Raw genomic sequence first — 21,571 nt, 5'->3', positions numbered from 1 at the left:
ATCGTACGGGATGAAGAAATGAGCCGGACAGGGCCATAAGTCCCGAGCCCTTCGCACCACACCCCGGGGGCCGGGGGGGGGGGGGGGCGGGGGGGGGGGGGGGCGGGGGCGGGGGGGGGGGGGGGGGGGGGGGGGGGGGGGCCCGCGCGCGCCCCCCCCCCCCCCCCACGGCTATGGCACTGCCGAGCAGACCTCGTCTGCTGACGCTCACGTGCTCCCTGTTCATACCCGTCCGCCTTCCGTCGCAGTCCATCGGGTTCCATGGATGTGAACGACGTTCAGATCTACGTCGGCCGTGAGCATGCCACTGAGACACCGGACCCGGAAGGGGGCGTGCACTACTTAGTTGGACTGGACCATCGATTCAGTCAGCAGAACGCCGAGTCAGATGGGTGAACGCATCCAGATTGCGGGTCGATTCGCCGCGGGACACCCGCCACGCGTACTCCTTGCGGATCGCGGAGGCGAAACCGAGCTCAAGGAGAGTGTTGAAAGCGCCGTCGGCGGCCTCCAGGACCGAGCCGAGCAGCCGGTCGACCTCGTCCGGCGTGACCGCGACGAGCGGCAGCTTGCCGACCAGATACACGTCTCCCAGGGGGTCGACCGCGTAACTCACGCCATAGAGCTTGAGATTGCGCTCCAGGAGCCAGCGGTGCACGCCTTCCCGGTTCTCGTCGGGGTGGCGGATCACGAAGGCGTTCAGCGACAGGGAGTGCTTGCCGACGATCAGCGAGACGGTCGTCGAGAGCTTGCGGGTGCCGGGCAGTTTCACGACGTACGTGCCCGCCTTGGGGCTCTCCCACTCCAGCTCGGCCTCGGTGAGGACCTGCTCGATGATCGACGCTGCGTCAGCCATGGAGGGAGCGTACGTCAGCCGTCCGGCGGACCGGCCCTCGGGCGGTGCGCGCGTCAGCCTTGGTGGGCGCGTCGGGCGTGGCGGACGGGCCAGGCGCGGCGGACGCGTCAGCCCTGGTGGGCGCGCACCTTGCGGCGGTGGGCCTGTACGGCCGCCGTGTACACGTCCGCCGTGGCGGCGGCCGCGGTGTCCCAGCCGAAGCGCTGCGCGTGCCGGGCGGCGGCCTCGCCCATCCGGGCCGACAGCGCCTGGTCGTCGGCGAAATCGCGCAGCACGCGCGCGTAGGCGACGGGATCGTGCCCCGGGACCAGGAATCCGGTCTCCTCGTGACGCACGGCGACGGGCAGCCCGCCGACCTCGGCCGCCAGCACCGGTGTGCCGGCCGCCTGCGCCTCGATGGCGACCAGCCCGAAGGACTCGCTGTAGGAGGGCATGACCAGCACCGACGCGGCCCGGAACCAGTCCGCGAGCTGCTCCTGGTCGACGGGCGGCCTGAAGCGCACGACATCGGCGATCCCGAGCCGGGCGGCGAGCTTCTGCAGCCCTTCGGGCTTGGCAAGACCGGTACCGCTGGGGCCGCCCACCACGGGGACGACGATGTTGGCGCGCAGCTCGGGGCGCTCGTCCAGGAGGACGGCGACCGCGCGCAGCAGCACGTCGGGGGCCTTCAGGGGCTGTATGCGGCCCGCGAAGAGCGGGATCAGCGCGTCCTGCGGGAGCCCGAGGCGGGCACGGGCGGCGGCGCGGCCGTCGGCCGGGCGGAAGCGGTCGAGGTTGACGCCCGGGTGGACGACGGCGACCTTGCCGGGCTCGGCCTCGTAGTGGCGGACGAGCTCGTCGGCCTCTTCGGAGGTGTTGGCGATGAGACGGTCGGCGGCGCGCACGATCTGGGTCTCGCCGATGACGCGGGCGGCGGGCTCGGGGGTGTCGCCCTCGGCGAGCGCGGCGTTCTTGACCTTGGCCATGGTGTGCATCGCGTGCACCAGGGGCGCGCCCCAGCGTTCGGCGGCGAGCCAGCCGACGTGGCCGGAGAGCCAGTAGTGCGAGTGCACGAGGTCGTAGTAGCCGGGTCGGTGCCCGGCCCAGGCCTGCATGACGCCGTGCGTGAAGGCGCACAGCTGGGCGGGCAGGTCCTCCTTGGCAAGGCCCTCGTACGGGCCCGCGTCGACGTGCCGGACGAGGACGCCGGGGGCCAGTTCGACGGTCGGCCGGAGGGCGGCCGTCGTGGCCCGGGTGAAGATCTCGACCTCGATGTTGATCGCGGCGAGGCGCTGGGCGAGCTCCACGATGTAGACGTTCATGCCGCCGGCGTCGCCGGTGCCGGGCTGGTGCAGCGGAGAGGTGTGGACGGAGAGCATCGCGACGCGACGGGGCCTGCGGTGCAGCCTGAGCCGTGAGGGCGCCGCCGGGGAGCGTCGCCCGAGCCTGCTGACGTACTGGCTCACGTGGCGTTCCTCCTTGCTGCGGGCATGGCGGTCGGAGGATGTGGGGCACCCTCCAAAGAGCGGCAACGCCGGAGCGGGCCGCTCCATTTCCCTCCCGCGCCCCTTTGCCGAATCATTACCGAGAGTCGCTCAACCGTTCGATGACGAGCTGCGTACGCGGCCCTGTTCCCATCTTTTCCACAGGTTGACGGAGGGCTGCCGGAGGTTATCCACAGGCCCGCACGGGCTTCCTCCCGGCCGCCTACTCTCGTACGCATGACAACCCGCGCCGCGTCCCGCCCCGTGGGTACGGTGACGCGCGGGACCACCAACCCCAACCGACTGCGCCGCATGGACCGCTGGATCGCGGCCACCCACGGTGCCGAGCTGCGCAAAAGCGCCGACCCGGTGGCGGTCGACCTCGGATACGGGGCGGCTCCCTGGACCGCGGTCGAGCTGCTGACCCGCCTGCGCAAGGCCGCCCCCCGCACCCGCGTGGTGGGCGTGGAGATCGAACCGGCGAGGGTCGCGGCGGCCCGGCCGTACGAGCGCGAGGGACTCGTCTTCCGGCACGGCGGCTTCGAGGTCCCGGTACAGGGCAGCCCCGCGCTCATCCGCGCGGCGAACGTACTGCGCCAGTACGACGAGGAGCAGGTCGCCGAGGTCTGGCAGCGCCTGTGCGCACGCCTCGCACCGGTGGGCCCCGGCTCCCGGGGCGGGCTGCTCGTCGAGGGCACCTGCGACGAGATCGGGCGCCGGCACGTCTGGGTCGCCCTGGGCCCAGAGGGCCCGCGCACGGTCACCTTCGCCACCCGCCTGGGCTCCCTGGACCGCCCGTCCGACCTCGCCGAGCGCCTGCCCAAGGCTCTGATCCACCGCAACATCCCGGGCGAGCCCGTGCACGCGTTCCTGCGCGACTTCGACCGCGCCTGGGCCGCCGCCGCGCCCTACGCCTCGTACGGCGCGCGGCAGCGCTGGATACGCACGGTCCGCGACCTGACGGCGGACTGGCCGGTGACGGACGGAATACCCCGCTGGCGCCAGGGCGAAGTCACGGTGCGCTGGGAGGCGTTGGCACCCCGCGGGCCCTTGGCGTAAACGCGGGGCGCGGGGGCGGGGGACAGCTGTGCGGCGTCTGGATGACGCACGGGCGGCGAGCGCCGCACAGACATCGGACAGCGGGCGAGGCACCGGCGTCGAAGGCTGCGGTGCGACAAACCGGGACGCATGGGTGTGCGAGGTCGGAGTGTCGCTCGGGCGGTTGACGCCGGGGGTCGCGCGGACGTGACGGGTCGGTGGAGGGGTGGTCACCGCACGCCCGTGAGCTGCGCGGAACGAACTCCGTGAGTGGCTCGTCACACAGGTGGGGAGATCGTTTCGCGGAGGCAGGGCGAGGGGAAGGGAGTTCTTGCCCACCTCTGTCGCATTGCGCGCCGACATGGCACGATCCCCCAGGCGTCCGTAAGTTACTGACGGTAAATCAGTTTGGGGGCGGAGCAATGGGATCCGGCAAGCGGAGCCTGACCACGGCGGCCATGGTTCTGGCCTGCGCATGCGCGGTGCTGTCAGCACCGGGTGTGGCGTACGCGAGCCCGACACCGGCGCCCACGCGCACACCGACTCCGACACCGACTCCGACAACCTCGCCGGCCGGCAAGGACCTTGAGGCGATCCGCAAGAAGCTGGACGCTCTCTATCACGACGCGGCGGTCGCCACGGACGCGTACAACGCCGCCGAGGAACAGGCCAAGCAGCAGTCGGCCGAGATCGTCGACCTGGCCCGCGTGATCGTCAAGGGCCAGGACAAGCTGGACGAGTTGAAGGACCGCGCGGGTGCCGCGGCCCGGGCGCAGTACCGGGGCGGCGGGCTGCCGCCCGAGATGCGGCTGTGGCTGAGCGACAACCCCCAGCAGTACCTGGACGGCGCGGGGCGGGTGCTCCAGGGCGAGCACGCGACCAAGGGGCTGCTCGCCGAGATGGCCCGTACGCAGCAGGACTTGAAGCAGTACGCGAAGGACGCCTCCGCGCAGTGGCAGAAGCTGGAGGCCAACCGCCAGGCCAAGGCGGCGGCGCAGAGGGAGATCAAGAAGCGGATCGCCGCCGCCGAGAAGCTGGAGTCCCAGCTGGAGAAGAAGGAGAAGGAGCGGCTGGCGAAGCTCGAGGAGGAGGCCGCGTACAAGGCGCAGACGGCCTGGCTGAGTTCCGGCGTCCTCGCCGAGATCAGCGGCAAGGCGTCCGAGCAGGGCAAGAAGGCGGTGAAGTTCGCCACCGACCAGATCGGCAAGCCGTACGAGTGGGGCGCCGAGGGCCCGGGCTCGTACGACTGCTCGGGGCTGACCTCACAGGCCTGGGCCTCCGCCGGCCACGGCATTCCGCGCACCTCGCAGGAGCAGTGGAAGCAGCTTCCCCACGTCGACGTCAAGGACATGCGCCCCGGCGACCTGATCATCTACTTCGACGACGCCAGCCATGTCGCGATGTACATCGGCGACGGCGCGATCGTGCACGCACCGCGGCCGGGCCGGACGGTGACGATCGCGGGGGCCGGGTCCATGCCGATATTGGGGGTCGTACGGCCGGACGCGTGACGGGACGCGGCGCACGGCGCGCGACCACGACCGCGACCGGTCCACCATCAGGCCGGGGCGAGCCCATAGAGCCGAAGCCGACGCATAGAGCCGAGACCGCTCATCGAGCCGGGGCCGGTGCGTGGAGCCGGGGCGGATCGGGTCGAACGATCGGCCTGGGCGGCCAAAACGTCATCAACCCCGAAAAAGCGCCCTGCCCGTCGTGATGCACCGCACGTGACCCACCGCACGGTTGTACATCCCCTCAACCCCGCGGACGTGACGTTCGTCATTCCGGGCACAACCGCATCCTGTCCAAGTGCGGTACAGGATGCGGCATATGACGGTGGCCGCCTGCCGGACGCCGCGACGCACACCATTCCGTTGCGGCGTCCGCTACCGCTATGGTCCCCGTCGGTGGGTCGAGGACCTTCGCCCCACCACGCCCTCGGGGGGAGGGAAGGAACCCACACGATGCCCGTACCCATACCGCGGCAGAGAGCGATCCCGGCCGCGGAGAGCGGTCAGGCTCAAGGCGCGTTCTCACCCGGCGGCCCATCCGGAGAAGCGACCGGCGGCCCAGCCTGGGCAGTACCGGCGCCCCATGCCGCCACGACCCCGGTCGACAGCACCACCAACCTGACCCTGCTCGTCATCGAGGACGACCCGGCGGGTTCGCTCAGCGTGCCCGAAATGCTCGACGCGGCCGGCAAGCCGATCCGCATCCGCACCGCCCGCAACCTCACCGAGGCCGAGCGGCTGCTCACCGACGACGTCCACTGCATCCTGCTCGACCTCGCGCTGCCCGCCCCCGGCCGGGCGACCACCGAGAGCGACGACGAGCTGACCACGCTCAAGCACGTGCTGCGGCTCGCGCCCCGGCACGCAGTCCTCGCGCTCACCGCCTCCGGTGACGCCGAGCGCGGCGCTGAGGCGGTGCGCGTCGGCGCCCAGGACTATCTGTTCCGCGACGAGCTGGACGGGCGGCTGCTGAGCCGCGCGATCCGGTACGCGGTGGAGCGGAAACGTTCCGACAAGGCCGAGCGGCGTCTCACCGAGTCCAGGCTGCGTGCCCAGGAGAACGCCCGCCTGGAGCGCGGCCTGCTGCCGACCCCTCTCCTGGAGGGCTCCTCGCTGCGTTTCGCCGCGCGCTACCGGCCAGGGCGCTCCCGCGCCCTGCTCGGCGGCGACTTCTACGACACGGTCCGTACGCCCGACGGCACGGTGCACGCCATGATCGGCGACGTCTGCGGGCACGGGCCCGACGAGGCCGCGCTCGGCGTGGAGCTGCGCATCGCCTGGCGGGCGCTGACGTTCGCGGGCCTGTGCGGCGACGAACTCCTGTCCACCCTCCAGCAGGTCCTGGAGCACGAGCGCGAGAACGACGAGATCTTCGCGACGCTGTGCACCGTGGACATCGCGCCGGACGGGCGCCGCGCCGGGCTCTGCCTGGCGGGTCACCCGTCCCCGCTGATCTCCCGCCCCGGCCGGCCCGCCGAGCTGCTGCCGTACGAGAACGGCGGCCCGGCGCTCGGCCTGCTGCCCGGTGCCCGCTGGCCGCGCCGGCAGGTGGAGCTGGGCGGCGAGTGGAGTCTGATGCTCTACACCGACGGCCTGATCGAGGGTCACATCGGCGAGGGCAAGGAGCGGCTGGGCCAGGACGGCATGGTGGACCTGGTCCGCCGCCGGCTCGCCCAGGGCCTGGCGGGCGAGGAGCTGCTGCGGGCGACGGTGAACGAGGTCAGGGACCTCAACGGCGGAGAGCTGACGGACGACGTGGCGGTACTCCTGCTGGACCGGACGCCGTAACCGCCGTACGACCGCGTGACGGTCGGGCCTGACCGACGGCCCGGCCTGCGTAACCGTCAGACCCACAGAAATGACCGCCGGCGGTCATTTATGCGGCCTCCGGTGTTCAGCGGCCTTCGGTGTTCAGCGGCCTCCGTTGTAGGGGCCGTACGGGCCGTCGCTGCTGCTTCCGCCGCGGCCCCGGCCACCGCCGGAGACCTGACGGAGCGCGGGGCGTACGTCCACGAAGAAGACGATCGTGGCGACCAGTCCCGCGATCTGCAGGAAGATGATCGGGACCAGCAGGTTCACGGCCACCGTGATGCCCAGGATGATCAGCCAGAACATCTTGTTCTGCTTGTCGGCCGCGCGGTACGCGTCTTCGCGGGCCACCGCGGCCATCACCAGCGCCACCACGGCGAGCACCAGCATGGCAAGGAAGATCAGCGACAAGAAGCCGCCGAATGCCGTCAACAGCACTATGCCCACCGCCCGATTCGATTCATCTCTACGGCCACCGTACCCGCAGAACGGGCCGGGAACTCTGAGAGTGCCCGGCCCGTCGACCTGACCCTTCGCCCTGGCCTTTCGTCCTGGCCTTTCGGTCCGGGCCTTTCGTCCTGAGACGAAGAGTCTCGTCGTTTCCTACTTCACGGGCGGCGTCGGCTTCTTGGCGGTGACCTTGCGGGCCGGGGCCTTCTTCGCCACGGGCTTCTTGCCCGGAGCGGGCACGGCGGCGGACGCGGCCGGCTTCTCCTCGGACCTGACCTCGACCGGCTCGGCCTTCGGCTCGACGGCGATGGCCAGTTCCTCGATCTCCTCGGCGGCCTCGCCACGCCAGGTCTTCACGGTCTGCTCGCCGTGCTCGGCGACCTTCTCGTACGTCTCCTTGGCCTTCACGGCGTACTCGGCGGCGACGCCGACACCGCGCAGGGCGAGGTCCTGAGCGGACTCACCGAACTTCTTCAGGTCGGTGTCGAGGGTGCTGATGAACTCCGTCACCTTGGCCTGGATGGTCTCCTGCGCTTCCTTCGCGCGGGTGGCGGCCTTCTCCTGGACGGTGTTCGGGTCGATGTTCTTCACGGTCTCGATCCGCGCGGGAGCCTCGGTGCGGATCTGCTCCACGAGGCCGGGGACCTTCTTGGCCTGCTGGACGGCCAGGTCGGCGGTGCCGGCCAGGAAGTACAGCGGGGTGGGGTCCGTGGCGGCCTTGCGGATGTCGTCGGTGATGGCCATGGTCTATGGTCCTCCGGTCGCTTTCAGCTGAGGGTTTTGGTGTTCCGCGGCGAGACCGGCAGACCCGGGTGAGGGCCGGCCGTGTTGCCCGTCGTTCTCGTCAACTGGCGGTCTGCTGCGGATCGGCATCGCTGCCGTCGGCCGTGCGGGGGCCCCGGACGACGGTGTCCGGCGCTTGTTGGGTGCCCGATATGTTCTCTGCCATGCCCTGCGCCTCGTCCTGCGCCATGTCCTGGGTCACGTTCTCGGCCATGCCCTGGGCCAGGTCCGGCGTGATCTCGAATCCGTTCTCCTTGCGGAAGGACTCGTAGATCTGGAGCAGCACCTGCTTCTGCCGTTCGTTCAGCGTGGGATCGGCGAGGATGACGGCACGTGTCTCCACCTCGTCCCGGTCCCGCTCGGCGTCGAGGATGCCGGCTCGCACGTACAGCGTCTCGGCGGAGATCCGCAGCGCCTTCGCGACCTGCTGCAACACCTCCGCGCTCGGCTTGCGCAGCCCGCGCTCGATCTGGCTCAGATACGGGTTGGACACCCCGGCGGCGTCGGCGAGCTGCCGCAGCGACAGCTGCGCGTTGCGCCGCTGCTCGCGCAGGTACTCACCGAGATTGCCGACGTTGAGTGATGCCATGCCTCCACCTTGCCGCACCTCCGCTAACAATTGCAAGCACCCGCTTGCAAAAGTGCGCTGCGCCACGAAGGGCGTGCCCTGAGTGGAGCGTGTCGACGATCAAGATCGTGCGCTGGGGGTGGTGGTCAGCCGGCGCCAGGCCACCCGGGAGGGTTGGCTGCACCGGGTCGCCGTGACGGTGTGTCGTGATGAGCGTGGGCGGATCCTCGTCCACCGGCGGTCGGAGCAACTGTCGCGCTTCCCCGGGCTCTACGAGGTCATGGTCGGTGGCGCCGTGGACGTCGGTGAGTGGCCTCACTGGCTCGGCGTGCACGAAGCCGTGGTGCCGGACACGGTGGCCGCCGATCCTGATGAGGTCGCTTGGAACGGCTGGCTGACCGAGCCGGAGCTGCGGTCGACCCTGCCGGAGTGGCGCTTCACCCCCGACAGCCACGAAGCCTTCAGCCGGTATCTGGTTCGCGTGCGGTGATCCCTCGGGTGTGGGCCCGCGACTGAACTTCCAGCGCGTCCCCGAAGGGAAGGCCGCCAAGGACCGGCCGCATCCTGACGTGCGGGTCGGCACCGGGCTCGTGGGTGAAGAGCGCCTCGCCGCACTTGAGGCCGAATGCGCACGACTGGTCCCACTCGGTGCAATACATGTGCAAACGCTGTACGACGGCGACGATTCGTGCATCCCGATGCAGGACATCGAGGGCAACGAGTTCTGTCTCGACTGAGGGGCCGCGAACGCGTCCTCGCTCTCCGACTCGAAAATCCCCGCTCTCGACGACTGACGGCAAGGAAAGCCGTCGAGGCAATCCCGTATTTCACTCGATACGGGATTGCCTCGACGCGCGTACGGCATTACCGTTGCGCCCATGACTGCCGGGTCGGCTCTGTGCCGTGAGCGAGTTGGTTGCCCGGCCTCCGAGTGAGGCCGAGGCGGGGTAGAGCCCCGCCCACCCCGACCACGCCCCTCTTCACGTCATCTCTTCACAGCACCTCCGCGCGTCCACTTCTGCCGGAATTCCGCGCGCTCTCCCGCACCCCCTTACCGCGCCGCGCCCCAAAACGCCCCGCGGCAATTCACCCTGCCCGAAAACAAAAGAAAGCGACGCATGCCCAACCCCTTCAATCAGCAGGTCATCGACGAATTCCGCGCCCACCACGGGAAAGTCGGCGGATATTTCGAGGGAGCCCGGCTCCTTCTGCTCACCACCACCGGCGCCCGCACCGGAACCCCGCACACCACCCCCGTCGGCTACTACCCCGACGGCGGCGACCGCGTCGTCGTCATCGCCTCCGCCGGGGGCGCGCACCGGCACCCGGACTGGTACCGCAACCTCGTCGCCCACCCGCGGGTGCGGGTCGAGAGCGGCGTCTTCACCTACGACGCCGAGGCCGTCGTCCTCGAGGGCGCAGAGCGCGACCGGCTCTTCGCCCGCGCGGTGGAGGCCGATCAGGGATGGGCGGAGTACCAGGCGAAGACGGACCGGGTGATCCCCGTCGTCGCGCTCCGCGAGATCCCGCAGGACGGTCCGCCGCACATCGATGCGGCCTCGCCGGGCGAGGCGCTGAGGGTCGTCCACGACGCCTTCCGTCGCGAACTGGCGCTCGTACGCGAAGAGTTCGCCGCCTCGGGCAGTTCCCTCGGCGCCCAGCTCCGGGTCAACTGCCTCACCCTGTGCCGGGGCCTGCACCGGCACCACGCCGGCGAGGACCTTGGTCTCTTCCGTGTCCTCGCCGGCCGCCACCCCGGCCTCACCCCGGTCCTGGACCGGCTGCGCGGCGAACACGAACGGATCGCCGTGCTGGTCGAGGAGTTGCGCCGGGTGGTCGGCGAGCGGCCCGCGGACCCGGCCCGCGTACTCCCCGAGGTGGTGCGCCTGACGGAGGAGCTGGAAGCCCATCTCGCCTACGAGGAGGAACAGTTGATCCCGGTCCTGGAGGCGGCGGCCACCCCCTGACCCGCTCCTGAGGTCGGCCGGCCTCCGCCGAGTGGCGCGAGCGGTGACCGGACCCCCGTACGCCTACCCTGGTCCGGTCACCGCCCCGAGGAGCCCCCCACATGATCGCGCTCGTCACCGGCGCCAACCGCGGCATCGGCCGCGAGGTCGCCCGGCAGCTGGCCGTCGCGGGCCACACCGTGTTCCTGACGGCAAGGTCCACCGAGGCCGCCGACGAAGCGGCCCGCGCCGCCGGGCGGAACGCGCACCCGCTGCGCCTGGACGTCACGTCCGAGGCGGACATCACCGCGGTCGCCCGGGACCTCACCGCCCTGGACGTGCTGGTCAACAACGCGGCGATCACGTACGACACCTGGCAGCGCGCGACCGACGCCGACCTGGACGTCGTACGCGAGGCGGCCGAGACGAATCTCTACGGGCCCTGGCGGCTGACGCAGGCGCTGCTCCCCCTCCTGCGGGCGAGCGCGCACCCGCGGGTCGTCAACGTCTCCAGCGAGGTCGCGTCCCTCACGTCCATGGGCGGCGGCACCCCCGCGTACACGGCGACCAAGACGGCCCTCAACGCCCTCACCCGTATGCTCGCCGCCGAACTGGGCCCCGACCGGGTCCTCGTGAACGCCGTCTGCCCCGGCTGGGTCGCCACCGACATGGGCGGCGCGGGCGGGCGCCCGGTCGCGGAGGGCGCCGCGAGCGTCGTATGGGCGGCGACGCTCCCGGACAACGGCCCGACCGGCGGCTTCTTCCGCGACGGGCAGCCCCTGCCGTGGTAGCCGCCGGGTCACACGGCCGGTCCTAGGCCCTGTCCCCGGTAGCCGCCGGGTCACCAGGCGGCTTCTCTCCCCTCGACACGGAGGAGGCCACCCGACGGGGGATCGAGCTCTTCGGCATCGCTGACGTCCAGTTCAGCCCCGCCGACCTGCGACGCTTCACGTCCGACGCCCATACCGCGGCCGCGGCGGGACGGCTGCGGCCGGTGATCGGGGAGGTGTTCCCACTGGGACGGGCGGCGCAGGCACATGCGGCTATTGAGGGGCGGGGGCTGGTGGGGAAGGTGGTGCTGGAGGTGTGAGAGAGCCTTCCCTCGGGGCCGCCGAAACGCCCAAAGCCGACAACGGGTCAGGCCTGAGGACTCAGGCGTCCGCGAAGAACTCGGCTGTCCGTTGGCCCCCGTGGTCGCCCTGCGGCAGCGCCCGGGCAAGATAGGGGTTCGCGGTCGATTTGTCCGGGAGCCCCAGCGCGGCCGTGGCTCCGGCCAGGGTCATCGCGTAGGCGTCCACCGCACGGCGGACGTTGGGGGCGTCCAGGCTGTCGCCGGTCACGAGGCGGTCGAGGTCCACGTAGGCCGAGCGGACGACTTCCATCCAACGGTAGACACGCCAGTCCTCACGCCAGCCCTTCGTGCAGTCCTCGGGCAGCAGACGGGCCCAGCGGGAGAAGAGGCGCTCACGGATCTCGGGACGCGTGGGGGTGAGGTGTATGTGGCGGACCAGGTCGTACAGCGGGTCACCGACCATCGCCATCTCCCAGTCGATGAGGGTCAGACCGCCGCTCTCACGGCGCACGAGGTTCCAGGGGTTGAGGTCGCCGTGCAGGAGCACGGGGCGGCGCGGGACCAGGGTGTGGCGACCGAGGATCTCGCCGAGACGGCCGCCGTTGGGGAGCCCCAGTTCTCGCATCAGGTCTCGGGTCGCCGGGGGGAGCTCGGTCACCATGCGGACCAGTTCGCCTTGGAGCTCCCGGTAGAAATTCAACCGCGCCGCTTCGGGGTCCAGCGTCTCGCAGGCGACGAAGGTCAGCGCCGCGAGCTGATCCACGAGATCGTCCGCCTCGTGCGGCCGGAGCCCGTCGGTGGGGTGGTCCGGTGGGCGAAAACCGTCCGCCGGGCCTTCGTAGGACTGGATGGTGAACTGCTCCCGCAGGCCGCTGGTGCCCAGGGCCAGCACTCTCGGGGCGCGTACGGAAATGTCTGACCGCTCGATGGCACCCAGGACGACATGCTCGTTGAGGAACCGGCGCTCCCGGGCGTTGGCCGTGCCGATCTTCCGGCGAACCATGACGGGAAAAGGGTATTCCGGCACCTGTACCGCCGTATTGAGATGGGCGGTTCCCTTGAACACACGTTCCGCGGACGCGGCCCCCTCCTCGAAGAGTGCCCTGCTCACGAGAGGCGCGGGAAACCGTGGATGCGGCTGGACTCGGTCGTCGGGTTCCCAGACGATCTGCGAGAACGGCCCGTTCGGGTGATCTCGGCCCGCGTGGGACTCGTTCCAGCGGAAGAGAATGCGCTCGATCTCGGTCTCGTCCGGCACGCCGGCGAGCCGAAGCGGCTCCTCTGCCGAAGTCAGCGCCCGGTGCACCTCCCGCGTCGCCGCTTCGAGTTCCCACTGGTCGAAGGAGCCACGAAGCGACGTGGCGGCTCGCATCACATCCGGGTAGACGGACTGGGCGCGTTCGAAGGCCAGGTAGTGCTTCAGGTCCCGGTCCAGACCGTGTACGGCCTTGGGCCGCCGTCGCCCCATGACCTCACGCCATGCCTCGATCACCTCGGGCCACTGGCGGTCGGGGTACTTCATGCGCACGAGGTGTGTCGCGAGGTCGTGCAGTGGATCCCCGTAGCTCGCCAGCTCCCAGTCGACGCAGATCAGGGGCGGGTCACCGTCGTACGACACGATGACGTTGTCCCGGTGCAGGTCCGTATGGAGCAGGCTGAAGGGGCGGCTGATGAGCGCCGGCACCCGTTCCGCGAACCGCGTCATCGCGTCCTCGGGGATGCCCAGCATCGCGAACAGCCCGCCGAAATCCGCCCAGTTGCGCCGGCGGATCTGTTCCTCCGCCGCTGATGCCAACGCCCGCAGAAAGCCCCTGCTGTCCCGGCTCGAGCGCGGCCAGGACGCCGGCAGTGGAGGGAGATGCTGCCTGCGAACCTGCGTCATGTCCGCAAGAAGATCCGCCAGTGCGAGGATCAGGCTGGATTCCACCGGCTTGCCGTTGGGGCAGATGCGCGACAGCGGCACGCCCTCGACATAGCTGAGGATGGTCACGTCTCCACGCTTGACCAGGCACCGCGGAACGTGCGGCAGCACGCGCCAGATCGTGTTGAGGATCTCCGCCTCGTCCTGCCAGGTTCTGATGACCACGGGCACCACCGAGGCGATACGTTCCCGCACCGTCACCGGCGCACGGTCGTCGCACGCCACGAGGCGGGAGTCGTTCTCCGTGAAGGGGCGGACCATGTAGTTCCGGTTGTGGTGACCGCGGCCGAACGACCCGAATGCCCTGGCGTAGCGCACGAAGTCCTCGTACGCCGTGTCCGCCGCACTTTCCAGAGCCGGCGGGCCTGACAGGCCGGGCAGCGGAACACCCACGGTCACTCCTGAATAACTGTGCATTATCGCCGATGTTCATGCATAGCGATGAGGGTGAGCACACCTTAGTGCCCGTCCAGGAGCCCGGTTGAGCCCTCTACGAAATCGGTGCCTACTTGAGAAAGAGTTGTACCTCCCGGAAACACAGAGTTGTTGGAGGCCCGGTCAACCGACTCCGCGTCGGCCCAGGGCTCCCCGCCGTCACCCCGGGGCTCCCGCCGTCGCTTCAGGGCTCCCGCCGTCGCCTCAGGGCGTCTCCGCGAGAAGATGCCAGCAGGAGTCGAACCAGGCCTGCATGCTCTCCATGAACACAGACCCGGAGGAGTCCGGGTCGCCCTCGTCGTTGACGTGACGGGTCAGGGTCGATCCGAGACCGAGGACATCCGTGGCTTCGACCTCCACGCCGTCGTCCAGCAGGATGGGCCGCTCCACCACCTGATACGGGCCGAACAGCGCCTCGACGCCCGGGCGCAGATACAGCTTGAACGCCGGTGCCAGTGGCACATGCCGGATCTCCACGCGCACGGAGGGCACCAGACCCTCCGTCTGCAGATCGCGCAGAGCGGCACGCAACGAAAGCGTATGCCGCCGGGTGATGTCACGGAGCCGGTCCTGCAACCGGCCCGATTGGTCGGGTTCCGGCTGCGTGGGCTGGTCCTCACCCGACTCCTTCATACGCGGATAGGGAAGGTCCAGCGATTTCGAGGGCAGCAGTATGCGCAACTCGATGTGCTCGGGGGTGATCTCCTTGAGCCTGATGTGCTCGGCCTGGAGTCGGATGTGGGCGTCGAGGGACTCCGAGGTGAGGGTGAACACGTCCAGTCGTACGGTCGGCTGGGCGAAGGCCCGTGCGACGAAGGTGCCCAGAGTCGCGCGCACCCGGGGCACTTCCCGTTTCGGGTTGCCCAGGTGGGTCGGGCTCTTCACGACCCGCGATCCGCTGCCCTGACGGGACTTGATCCAGCCTTCGTTGTTCAGCTCTCGCAGTACACGCTGCACGGTGTCGCGGGAGACCCCGAGTTCCTCGGCGAGCTCACGCTGCGCGGGCAAGTGGGAGTCGATCGCGTACGTGCCGTCGGCGATACGGGTCCGCAGCGTCTCCAGGATGCGCTGGAACTCCGTACCGCCTCCCTCACCGCGTTCTCCGCTCACACCGCGACCGTACCTCGCCCGCCCCAGGGGCAAACCCGCTTCCCGGCACCTGAGGGACCGGATGGGAAGGATGACAGGGCTGAATGTTGACCGGCTGTTAAGGGATCAAGCAGACAGGGAACATCCAATCCGAGGTAACCAGTCCAATTGGACGACTAGTTGGCGGATCCACTGAAGTGGACGGGGTGGGATACGTGATCTTCTTTCAACTGGTGTGCGTGGGGCTCGAGTTCGGGGTGACGCAGCTCGTGCGGATGGAGCTCGGGCTGGTGGGTCTGGTGCTGCTGACCCTCCTCCTGGTGGGGGTCCGAGCGGGACACCCACGCCTGGCCTGGTGGTCAGCGGCCCTCTTCTTCCTGCTGACCCTTCAGATCCAGACCTGACGCCGCGAGGCCTGGGGCCGCGAGACCTGACACCCCCCAGGCCTGCCGACACTTCACGCCGGCCCCCGAAGCACCCTCAGCACCGGCTCCAGTGAGCTCACCACGTCCTCGGCGCCCGCTTCGCGCAGGAGCTTCTCCTTGTAGGCGGTGCTGGCGTAGCCGAGGAAGGGGACGCCGGCCTGGCGGGCGGCCTCGTAGTCCGAGGGGGCGTCGCCGATCATCAGGGCGGCGGCGGGGGCGGCGCCCAGGGCGTTCAGGGCGCGGTTGAGGCAGTGCGGGTCCGGTTTGAGGTGGTGCAGGTCCTGGCCCCGGCCGTAGATGTTGGGGGCGAAGCAGTTGGTGAGATCCCGGCTCGCGAGGTAACTCGAGGCCGTGCGGGCCGAGTTGTTGGTCGCGATGGCCAGCCGTGCGCCGACGGCGCTCCAGGTCCGGATCAGCGGGTCCGCGTACGCGGTGGGCCAGGCGGACGGCACCGCCTTGAGTTCCTGCTGGGTGAGACGTTCCTCCAGCTCACTCACCAGATCGCTGTGCGGATGGCGGCGGTGGACGGCGTAGAGGACGACCATCGGGTCCGGGTGGACCTGTTCCTCCTCGGAGAGCAGTCCCCGCAGCCCCTGTCGCTCGAGCCACTCCACCAGGTCCTTCGCCACGTCCTCCGCGGAGTGTCCCGCGAACAGCCGACAGATCGGCCCGTCGAAGTCGAAGAGTACAAAGCGAGCGCGTTCGATCACTTCCCGCAAGTTCTCGGTCTCTGCTGCCACAGGTTCAGTCTGCGCCGTATCAGAAGTCACTAGGAGAGTGTCAGGTCCGTGGTGATGGTTTCCCAGAGGGCGTCGAACCACTTCTGGGATTGGTCCACGAACGCGGCGTCCCGCTGACCGGTCCGCTTCTCGAAGGAGAAGAGGAGGGATTCCGAGCCCACGGCGTCGTACATGTCCAGCATCCCGTCGGCCACCTCCTCCTCGCGCCGCATGACCATGTAGTAGGCGATTAAGGCCTCGACGCCGTTGAGCAGGTAAAGCTTCACGGGCGGGGTGAAGGGCAGGGCCCGGAACGCCACGCGCACGTCGATGCCGTGCGAGGAGCGCAGGGCGCGCAGGTTGTGCTGGAGGACGTGGACCTGGGCGTTGCGCTGGGCGAGCCAGCGCTCGTGGACCGGGTCGTCGTCACCGCGGCCGTCGACGGGGACCGGGAAGGCGAGGTTGATGTCCCGGGACGGGAGCAGGATGCGGACGTCGATCGACTCCGGGCGGATGCGGCCCTCGTGGATCTGGCGGACGGGTTCGCCGAGTGCCAGCATCAGGGTCTCGGCGGTCAGGCAGGCCGCGTCGACCCGGACGTGCGGCGCGGAGAACGCGTCCGCCAGCCGGGGAGCCAGTCCGACCATCGTCGTCTGCGGCTCGCTGCGGGCCGGGGCCGGCGGCTCCGCGATCCGTGGGGGGCTGCCCTTGCTGACGTTGCTCAGCAGTCCGTCGTCCTGGAGCGCGCGCAGGGCCTGGCGGACGGTGCCCCGCTCGACACCGAACTCCTCTGCCAACTCGGCCTGAGTTGGCAGGCGGTCGCCCGTCTTGAGGTCACCGGCGCGGATCCGATCCCGCAGGACGTCGGCGATCTCCTGGGGCGAGAGCCTTCTGCTGCCGTTCACTGCAACGTTCTCCTGGGTCACGACCAAACGCTACAACTCTCGTCCATCTACGGGGAGTTGTTTGAAAGTTGTTTATGGATAGTAGCCAAGTGGGGACAACTTAATCAGAGTTGGTCACCAACTTAGCCAAGTTGGCGGAAGTTTTGCCTCCCCCACCCGAGTCCGTCACCGACTCACCCGGCCTCACCCTCGCACACCCCAGAGGAACCACCACGCCACAGTAGAAGCAGGAGAATCGCCCATGCCCGCCATCGCCCTTCTCTCCGCCCTCTTCGTCGTCGGCTTCGACCAGTTCGTGCAGTGGCAGTACGGCACGACAGGCGTCATCGGCCTGCTGCTCCTCACCGTGGGGATCAGGGCGAAGAGCCCCACCTGCAGCTCCATCGGCGCGGTCGTCCTCGCCCTGATGGTCGCGGGTCCTGCCCTGTGACGTGCAGGGGAGAGTCGGTCAGCTCGAGAGCAGCAGCTTCGAGCTGATGGTCTCCCACAGCGCGTTGAACCAGAGGTGGGACTGCTCCACGAACGTGGTGTCCCGCAGTCCGTTGCCCTGCGCGAAGGGGAACAGCATGGACTGGGTGCCCTGGACGTCGTACATCTCCAGGTACTCGTGGTCCACTTCCTCCTCGCGCCTGGTCAGCGTGTAGTACGCGAAGAGCGCCTCGACCCCGTTGAGCAGGTACAACTTCACCGGCGGGGTGAAGGGGAGCGCGCGGAAGGTGACGTTGACGTCGATGCCGTGCGTGGCGCGCAGGGCGAGCAGGTTGTGGCGCAGCACCTGGCCCTGGGCGTTGCGGTTGGTCAGCCAGCTGCGTTGGAGCCGGCCGGCCGCCGAGGCGTCCACCGGCGAGGGAAAGGCGAGGTCGATGTCACTGCTGGGAAGCAGCACGCGGACATCCACCCTGGCCGGTTTTATTCGGCCCGCGTGAATTTGCCGGAGGGGTTCGCCCATGGCAAGGGTGAGCGATATCGACGTCAGGCACAGCGCGTCGATCTCCACGTGCGGGGCTTCGAAGGCGGCCGTGATCCGGCCGCCGAGTGCCACCGTGGTGGGCCGCGGCGAGGCTTCCGGGCCGGTCAGAGCCCGTTCCGGAGTGTCGGCGACAGTCGCCGGGCTCCCTTTGGACACATTGACGAGCAGATGTTCCGACTGAAGGATGCGCAGCGCCTGCCGGACCGCCCCGCGTTCGACACCGAACTCGTCGGCCAGCTTGGCCTGTGTGGGCATGCGCTGCCCCGGCCGCAGCTGGCCGGACCTGATCCGGCTGCGCAGTTCGTCGGCCACCTCGCGGTGTGACCTCTGTGGCCGTGGTGACCTGTTCCGTCCATTGACGGAGGCGTGTTCCGGTTCCACGACAAAACACTACAACTTCGCGCCATCTTTGGGCAGTTGCAGGAGAGGTGGTTATGAGTCGACCCAACGCGGAGATAAGTACCAGTGAGTTGGTTGCCAACTTGCACAACATGGTCACACTTCCCGAGGGTTGGCCGCCAGAGTCGTCCTCCCCAGGACCCCAGGAGGGAACGTCATGCCACTCATCGCCCTCGCCGTCGCCGCCCTCGCCATCGGATTCGAGCAACTCATCCAGTGGAAGTACGGGCCGCTGGGCATCATCGCGTTCATCGCGCTGTCCGTCGGCCTCAAGGCCAAGAACACCACCGTCAGCGGCATCGGAGCGGTCCTGCTCGTGATGTTGCTCGCCCAGTCCGGCTGATCGGACGCCACCGTCCGGCAGTCCGGCTGGCCGGGCTCCCCTCCGGAGGGGAGCCGGGAGCTCGGTCAGTCCGTGTCACCGCACCACCGCACGGCTACGGATGCGGTGCACCACCAGTACCCGACGCGACCGGAAGGAGCAGCACCCGCGGTACAGCAGGCACCACCACGCCGGCCGTAGAGGCCACACCATTCAGAAGATGTCCGGGCACCACGGTCGCCTGGACGTACGGAGCAGGGCGTCGGCGACGACGGCGGCGCCCTCTCGTTCTTCCCGCACCCGCCCGAGCGCGGCGAGCCGCACCGCCGACTCGTCACCCAGCCACAGGGCCGCCAACTCACTCACGTTCAGGGTGAGATCGGCGGTCGTCGTGGTCGGTGCGCAGGTCGCACCGTCGGGTCCGGCCTCCAGGCGGTAGCGTCCGGCGGAGAGGCCGTCCCCGTCGGTGACGTCCAGGACGAGGGTCCCGGACCCCGCGTACGTACGCGCCTCCAGAGCCCGTACGACGTCCAGGATCCGCACCCACAGCCAGTCCGCCTGGGTCGTGATGCGAGCGGCTCGCGGATCGGGCAGGAAGTGCGGGAGCAGGTCGTCGGGGGCGCGCCAGCCGGTCTTGACGTGGGCGATCCAGTCGATCGAGCAGAGGTACTGCCACAGGGCGCGTTCGGCCGCCGGGGTCACCGTGATCAGCCAGTTCACTTCCGCCGTGTTCAGCGGTTGCTTGACGTCGCCCCAGTTGTCGTCCGACTCGTACGAGACCAGGCCCTCGACCTCGCCGTTCGCCGAGCGGTACACGGCGTAGAAGGGCTCCTTCCAGGAGTCGCCGCTCAGACTCAGTACGCCGGTGTTGATCTGCCACCAGCGTTCGTCGCGGTTGACCGCGCCCGGCTGGGTGCGACGGAGGCGGTCGTGCAGGTCCGGGCCGAGTTTGCGTACGTCCTCGCCGTCCACCAGGTCGATACGGGCGCCGTCGGGCGGCCCCGACCAGCGGGGGTCCAGGCCCGACCTGGAGACGTCGATGGTCCACTCGGCGGCGGTGGTGGCCTGGCCGAAGCCGTACCGCCCGTAGATCGGGTACTCCGCGGCGATGAGGGTGGCGACCACGTCGCCGCGGTCCTTCGCCGCGGTGAGGTCGGTGGCCATCATGCGGGTGAGGAGGCCTCGGCGGCGGTGGGTGGGGGTGACGGAGACGTTGGTGATGGCGTCGGCGGGGACGGGGGTGCCGCCGACGGTGGTGAGTTGCTGCGGGAACGATCGGAAGGTGGCGACGATGGGGTTGCCCCCGCTCGAGTCGAATGCGCCGAGGGTTCGCTGCGGGAGGATACTCGAACCGCGGTTGGTGATCTCCTGGTCCGATACCGCCGGGGAGCGTAGGAACCCCGTGTTCAGCGCGCGGATCCAGGCCGGGATCTCGGTCTCGGTGATCGTTCGTACGTCGATTTCTTCGCGCCGGCTCATGGGGTCACGCTAGGGCGACGACCACTCCCCTGTCGCACCGTTTTCGCCCCCGCCGCCCCTACCCGTCCCATCCCCGGGGCTCCGCCCCGGACCCCTGGGTGGGTTCGTTGACCGCGGGTGGTGGGGGCTGGTCGCGCAGTTCCCCGCGCCCCCAGAGCGAGGCTTCGCCCCGCATCCCCCGCGCCCCTGGCGGGGGCGAGGAACGTTTGGGGCCGGGCCTAGAACGTCGCTCGGATCTTGCCCACCTCGAGGCCTCCGCCCGTCAGGGGGGCGTGGCCGATTTTGGAGAGGACCGGGGATTGCGTGCCCAGGAGGGACAGGGCTCGGGCGAGGACGGGTCCGAGTGCTCGGGTGGCGCCGTCGTCGATCTTGAAGGCGAGGGCCCTGCCGTCGGGAAGGGCCACCGCCTGGACGGCCTCCGCGCCCATCTTGGAGAGGGCACCCGGTATCTCGCGCATGAGCCAGGTGTCGGGACGCCGCGTCCCGGCGACGTACTCGGGGTGAGCGCGCATGGCGTCGGCGACACGACGTTCGGCGGAGCCGGGGGCGGCGAGGACGAAGGAACGGAAGGCACGGGCAAGGCCCGTGAGGCTGATCGCCATCAGCGGCGCACCGCAGCCGTCCGTACCGACCGCCGCCACCGACTCCCCCGCCGCCTCCTCGACCACCGTGTGGATGAGCTGCTGGAGCGGATGCCCGGGGTCCAGGTAGGAGTCCAGGGGCCAGCCTCGCAGCGCGCACACCGCGAGCATCGCCGCGTGCTTGCCGGAGCAGTTCATGGTGACCCGGTCGCGGACCGCGCCCCCGGCGAGATACGTCTCCGCCTCCGCCGGGTCCAGCGGCAGATCCGGCGGGCACTGCAACTGCCCGGCGTCCAGCCCGTGCTCGGCCAGCATCTTCTGGACGAGATCGCGGTGGAAGGCCTCCCCGGAGTGGCTGGCGGCGGCGAGAGCCAGCCGTTCACCGGCCAGGTCCAGCCCCGCCCGCAGCACACCCGCCGCCTGCATCGGCTTGTTCGACGAGCGCGGGAAGACCGGCGCGGTCACCTCGCCCAGCGCCAGCTCGACCGACCCGTCCGCGGCCAGCAGCACCAGGCTGCCCCGATGCCGCCCCTCGACGAATCCCGAACGGACGACCTCGGCGAGAACAGGCGGTATGAAGGGGTCTGCGGGGATGGCAGGAGCGGCGGCGGACATCGGCGGTGGCCTTCCATGACAGGGACCCGCCCGGTGATCGAACCGCGGCGCCGTACGGGAGGTTCCCCGATGGCGTGGCCCCGGCCGAGCCCCACGACCGCGACCCGGGCCGTTCCCGGGCGCGGCCGCCGCGACCGCGGAACCGGGCGGAGCCACGGGGCCCGGCCCCGGATGTCCCGGACCGCCGGCGCCGCCGCAGCCGTCGCACGCGCCCC

At 69.9% G+C, this 21,571-nt stretch carries 22 protein-coding genes and 1 pseudogene; 11 read left to right on the top strand and 12 right to left on the bottom strand.

Features of this window, described 5'->3' with window-relative positions; translation table 11 throughout:
* Window positions 1-364 precede the first annotated feature (364 nt).
* Window positions 365-856, bottom strand: a complete 492-nt coding sequence (locus ACIQTP_RS44965) for a YbjN domain-containing protein (RefSeq protein ID WP_403411503.1) — start codon at window positions 854-856, stop codon at window positions 365-367.
* Between the two features lie 107 nt (window positions 857-963).
* A complete protein-coding gene (gene mshA, locus ACIQTP_RS44960; protein WP_403411500.1) occupies window positions 964-2,301 on the bottom strand; it encodes a D-inositol-3-phosphate glycosyltransferase in 1,338 nt (445 codons plus the stop codon).
* Window positions 2,302-2,556: 255 nt separating this feature from the next.
* Between mshA and ACIQTP_RS44955 the strand changes: the two genes are divergently transcribed.
* The 3 genes from ACIQTP_RS44955 (at window position 2,557) to ACIQTP_RS44945 (ending at window position 6,656) form a co-directional block, all read left to right on the top strand.
* Window positions 2,557-3,378 (top strand): class I SAM-dependent methyltransferase, encoded by an 822-nt coding sequence (locus ACIQTP_RS44955; RefSeq protein ID WP_403411497.1) that lies wholly within the window; start codon window positions 2,557-2,559, stop codon window positions 3,376-3,378.
* Window positions 3,379-3,779: 401 nt separating this feature from the next.
* The gene (locus tag ACIQTP_RS44950) at window positions 3,780-4,868 is read left to right on the top strand and encodes an NlpC/P60 family protein (protein ID WP_403411495.1); all 1,089 of its coding nucleotides are present in this window, start codon (window positions 3,780-3,782) and stop codon (window positions 4,866-4,868) included.
* Window positions 4,869-5,321: 453 nt separating this feature from the next.
* The gene (locus tag ACIQTP_RS44945) at window positions 5,322-6,656 is read left to right on the top strand and encodes a PP2C family protein-serine/threonine phosphatase (protein ID WP_403411492.1); all 1,335 of its coding nucleotides are present in this window, start codon (window positions 5,322-5,324) and stop codon (window positions 6,654-6,656) included.
* A gap of 123 nt (window positions 6,657-6,779) precedes the next feature.
* Here ACIQTP_RS44945 and ACIQTP_RS44940 read toward each other — a convergent pair whose 3' ends face one another.
* The 3 genes from ACIQTP_RS44940 to ACIQTP_RS44930 all read right to left on the bottom strand — a co-directional run bounded on the left by ACIQTP_RS44940 (window position 6,780) and on the right by ACIQTP_RS44930 (window position 8,499).
* Entirely contained in the window at window positions 6,780-7,115 is a 336-nt protein-coding gene (locus ACIQTP_RS44940) for a DUF2516 family protein (protein WP_075026970.1), read from the bottom strand.
* Window positions 7,116-7,280: 165 nt separating this feature from the next.
* Window positions 7,281-7,871 (bottom strand): hypothetical protein, encoded by a 591-nt coding sequence (locus ACIQTP_RS44935; RefSeq protein WP_402051256.1) that lies wholly within the window; start codon window positions 7,869-7,871, stop codon window positions 7,281-7,283.
* Between the two features lie 100 nt (window positions 7,872-7,971).
* Window positions 7,972-8,499 carry a helix-turn-helix domain-containing protein gene (locus ACIQTP_RS44930; RefSeq protein ID WP_403411489.1) on the bottom strand — a complete coding sequence of 176 codons (528 nt, stop codon included), beginning with the start codon at window positions 8,497-8,499 and terminating at the stop codon, window positions 7,972-7,974.
* Window positions 8,500-8,581: 82 nt separating this feature from the next.
* Between ACIQTP_RS44930 and ACIQTP_RS44925 the strand changes: the two genes are divergently transcribed.
* The 5 genes and pseudogenes from ACIQTP_RS44925 to ACIQTP_RS44905 all read left to right on the top strand — a co-directional run bounded on the left by ACIQTP_RS44925 (window position 8,582) and on the right by ACIQTP_RS44905 (window position 11,514).
* Window positions 8,582-8,968 carry an NTP pyrophosphohydrolase gene (locus ACIQTP_RS44925; RefSeq protein ID WP_403411486.1) on the top strand — a complete coding sequence of 129 codons (387 nt, stop codon included), beginning with the start codon at window positions 8,582-8,584 and terminating at the stop codon, window positions 8,966-8,968.
* Window positions 8,952-9,215 (top strand): annotated as a pseudogene (locus ACIQTP_RS44920) (VOC family protein); the annotation flags it as partial. The gene ACIQTP_RS44925 and the pseudogene ACIQTP_RS44920, both read left to right, overlap by 17 nt.
* A gap of 381 nt (window positions 9,216-9,596) precedes the next feature.
* Entirely contained in the window at window positions 9,597-10,445 is an 849-nt protein-coding gene (locus ACIQTP_RS44915; RefSeq protein ID WP_403411483.1) for a nitroreductase/quinone reductase family protein, read from the top strand.
* Between the two features lie 101 nt (window positions 10,446-10,546).
* Window positions 10,547-11,215, top strand: a complete 669-nt coding sequence (locus ACIQTP_RS44910; protein WP_403411480.1) for an SDR family NAD(P)-dependent oxidoreductase — start codon at window positions 10,547-10,549, stop codon at window positions 11,213-11,215.
* A 29-nt stretch (window positions 11,216-11,244) separates the two neighbouring features.
* The gene (locus ACIQTP_RS44905; RefSeq protein WP_403411511.1) at window positions 11,245-11,514 is read left to right on the top strand and encodes a zinc-binding dehydrogenase; all 270 of its coding nucleotides are present in this window, start codon (window positions 11,245-11,247) and stop codon (window positions 11,512-11,514) included.
* 61 nt (window positions 11,515-11,575) lie between these two features.
* Here ACIQTP_RS44905 and ACIQTP_RS44900 read toward each other — a convergent pair whose 3' ends face one another.
* Both ACIQTP_RS44900 and ACIQTP_RS44895 read right to left on the bottom strand, forming a co-directional pair.
* Window positions 11,576-13,810, bottom strand: a complete 2,235-nt coding sequence (locus ACIQTP_RS44900; protein WP_403411477.1) for a phosphotransferase — start codon at window positions 13,808-13,810, stop codon at window positions 11,576-11,578.
* A 246-nt stretch (window positions 13,811-14,056) separates the two neighbouring features.
* Window positions 14,057-14,962 carry a GntR family transcriptional regulator gene (locus ACIQTP_RS44895; RefSeq protein ID WP_403411474.1) on the bottom strand — a complete coding sequence of 302 codons (906 nt, stop codon included), beginning with the start codon at window positions 14,960-14,962 and terminating at the stop codon, window positions 14,057-14,059.
* Between the two features lie 194 nt (window positions 14,963-15,156).
* Between ACIQTP_RS44895 and ACIQTP_RS44890 the strand changes: the two genes are divergently transcribed.
* Entirely contained in the window at window positions 15,157-15,345 is a 189-nt protein-coding gene (locus tag ACIQTP_RS44890) for a hypothetical protein (RefSeq protein ID WP_402051226.1), read from the top strand.
* Window positions 15,346-15,398: 53 nt separating this feature from the next.
* Here the strand turns inward: ACIQTP_RS44890 and ACIQTP_RS44885 are convergent, their stop codons facing one another.
* Together ACIQTP_RS44885 and ACIQTP_RS44880 are read right to left on the bottom strand one after the other, a co-directional pair.
* A complete protein-coding gene (locus ACIQTP_RS44885; protein WP_403411471.1) occupies window positions 15,399-16,187 on the bottom strand; it encodes an HAD family hydrolase in 789 nt (262 codons plus the stop codon).
* Window positions 16,136-17,017, bottom strand: a complete 882-nt coding sequence (locus ACIQTP_RS44880; RefSeq protein ID WP_402051220.1) for a GntR family transcriptional regulator — start codon at window positions 17,015-17,017, stop codon at window positions 16,136-16,138. Before ACIQTP_RS44880 ends, ACIQTP_RS44885 begins: the two co-directional genes overlap by 52 nt.
* A gap of 214 nt (window positions 17,018-17,231) precedes the next feature.
* Between ACIQTP_RS44880 and ACIQTP_RS44875 the strand changes: the two genes are divergently transcribed.
* Window positions 17,232-17,420, top strand: coding sequence for a hypothetical protein (locus tag ACIQTP_RS44875; protein ID WP_403411468.1), 189 nt, complete (start codon window positions 17,232-17,234; stop codon window positions 17,418-17,420).
* 18 nt (window positions 17,421-17,438) lie between these two features.
* On the opposite strand, the gene ACIQTP_RS44870 is transcribed toward ACIQTP_RS44875, so the two are convergent.
* Window positions 17,439-18,341, bottom strand: coding sequence for a FadR/GntR family transcriptional regulator (locus ACIQTP_RS44870; protein WP_403411465.1), 903 nt, complete (start codon window positions 18,339-18,341; stop codon window positions 17,439-17,441).
* 175 nt (window positions 18,342-18,516) lie between these two features.
* Here ACIQTP_RS44870 and ACIQTP_RS44865 point away from each other — a divergent pair, with 175 nt between their 5' ends.
* Window positions 18,517-18,702: a hypothetical protein gene (locus ACIQTP_RS44865; RefSeq protein WP_403411462.1), complete on the top strand. Its 186-nt coding sequence runs from the start codon at window positions 18,517-18,519 to the stop codon at window positions 18,700-18,702.
* A gap of 192 nt (window positions 18,703-18,894) precedes the next feature.
* On the opposite strand, the gene ACIQTP_RS44860 is transcribed toward ACIQTP_RS44865, so the two are convergent.
* Together ACIQTP_RS44860 and ACIQTP_RS44855 are read right to left on the bottom strand one after the other, a co-directional pair.
* The gene (locus tag ACIQTP_RS44860) at window positions 18,895-20,160 is read right to left on the bottom strand and encodes a GNAT family N-acetyltransferase (RefSeq protein WP_403411459.1); all 1,266 of its coding nucleotides are present in this window, start codon (window positions 20,158-20,160) and stop codon (window positions 18,895-18,897) included.
* Window positions 20,161-20,378: 218 nt separating this feature from the next.
* Window positions 20,379-21,356 (bottom strand): asparaginase, encoded by a 978-nt coding sequence (locus ACIQTP_RS44855; protein ID WP_403411457.1) that lies wholly within the window; start codon window positions 21,354-21,356, stop codon window positions 20,379-20,381.
* Window positions 21,357-21,571: the final 215 nt, after the last annotated feature.

The organism is Streptomyces sp. NPDC090798 (assembly GCF_044768965.1).
GTDB lineage: Bacteria > Actinomycetota > Actinomycetes > Streptomycetales > Streptomycetaceae > Streptomyces.
Note: the sequence above shows the minus strand (reverse complement) of the source record. Positions and strands in the feature narration are given on the sequence as shown.

Coding starts and splice junctions, on each gene's coding strand:
- ACIQTP_RS44965 (WP_403411503.1), bottom strand. CDS start 856: ATGGCTGACGCAGCGTCGATCATCGAGCAGGTCCTCACCGAGGCCGAG.
- ACIQTP_RS44955 (WP_403411497.1), top strand. CDS start 2,557: ATGACAACCCGCGCCGCGTCCCGCCCCGTGGGTACGGTGACGCGCGGG.
- ACIQTP_RS44950 (WP_403411495.1), top strand. CDS start 3,780: ATGGGATCCGGCAAGCGGAGCCTGACCACGGCGGCCATGGTTCTGGCC.
- ACIQTP_RS44945 (WP_403411492.1), top strand. CDS start 5,322: ATGCCCGTACCCATACCGCGGCAGAGAGCGATCCCGGCCGCGGAGAGC.
- ACIQTP_RS44935 (WP_402051256.1), bottom strand. CDS start 7,871: ATGGCCATCACCGACGACATCCGCAAGGCCGCCACGGACCCCACCCCG.
- ACIQTP_RS44930 (WP_403411489.1), bottom strand. CDS start 8,499: ATGGCATCACTCAACGTCGGCAATCTCGGTGAGTACCTGCGCGAGCAG.
- ACIQTP_RS44915 (WP_403411483.1), top strand. CDS start 9,597: ATGCCCAACCCCTTCAATCAGCAGGTCATCGACGAATTCCGCGCCCAC.
- ACIQTP_RS44910 (WP_403411480.1), top strand. CDS start 10,547: ATGATCGCGCTCGTCACCGGCGCCAACCGCGGCATCGGCCGCGAGGTC.
- ACIQTP_RS44875 (WP_403411468.1), top strand. CDS start 17,232: ATGCCCGCCATCGCCCTTCTCTCCGCCCTCTTCGTCGTCGGCTTCGAC.
- ACIQTP_RS44865 (WP_403411462.1), top strand. CDS start 18,517: ATGCCACTCATCGCCCTCGCCGTCGCCGCCCTCGCCATCGGATTCGAG.
- ACIQTP_RS44860 (WP_403411459.1), bottom strand. CDS start 20,160: ATGAGCCGGCGCGAAGAAATCGACGTACGAACGATCACCGAGACCGAG.
- ACIQTP_RS44855 (WP_403411457.1), bottom strand. CDS start 21,356: ATGTCCGCCGCCGCTCCTGCCATCCCCGCAGACCCCTTCATACCGCCT.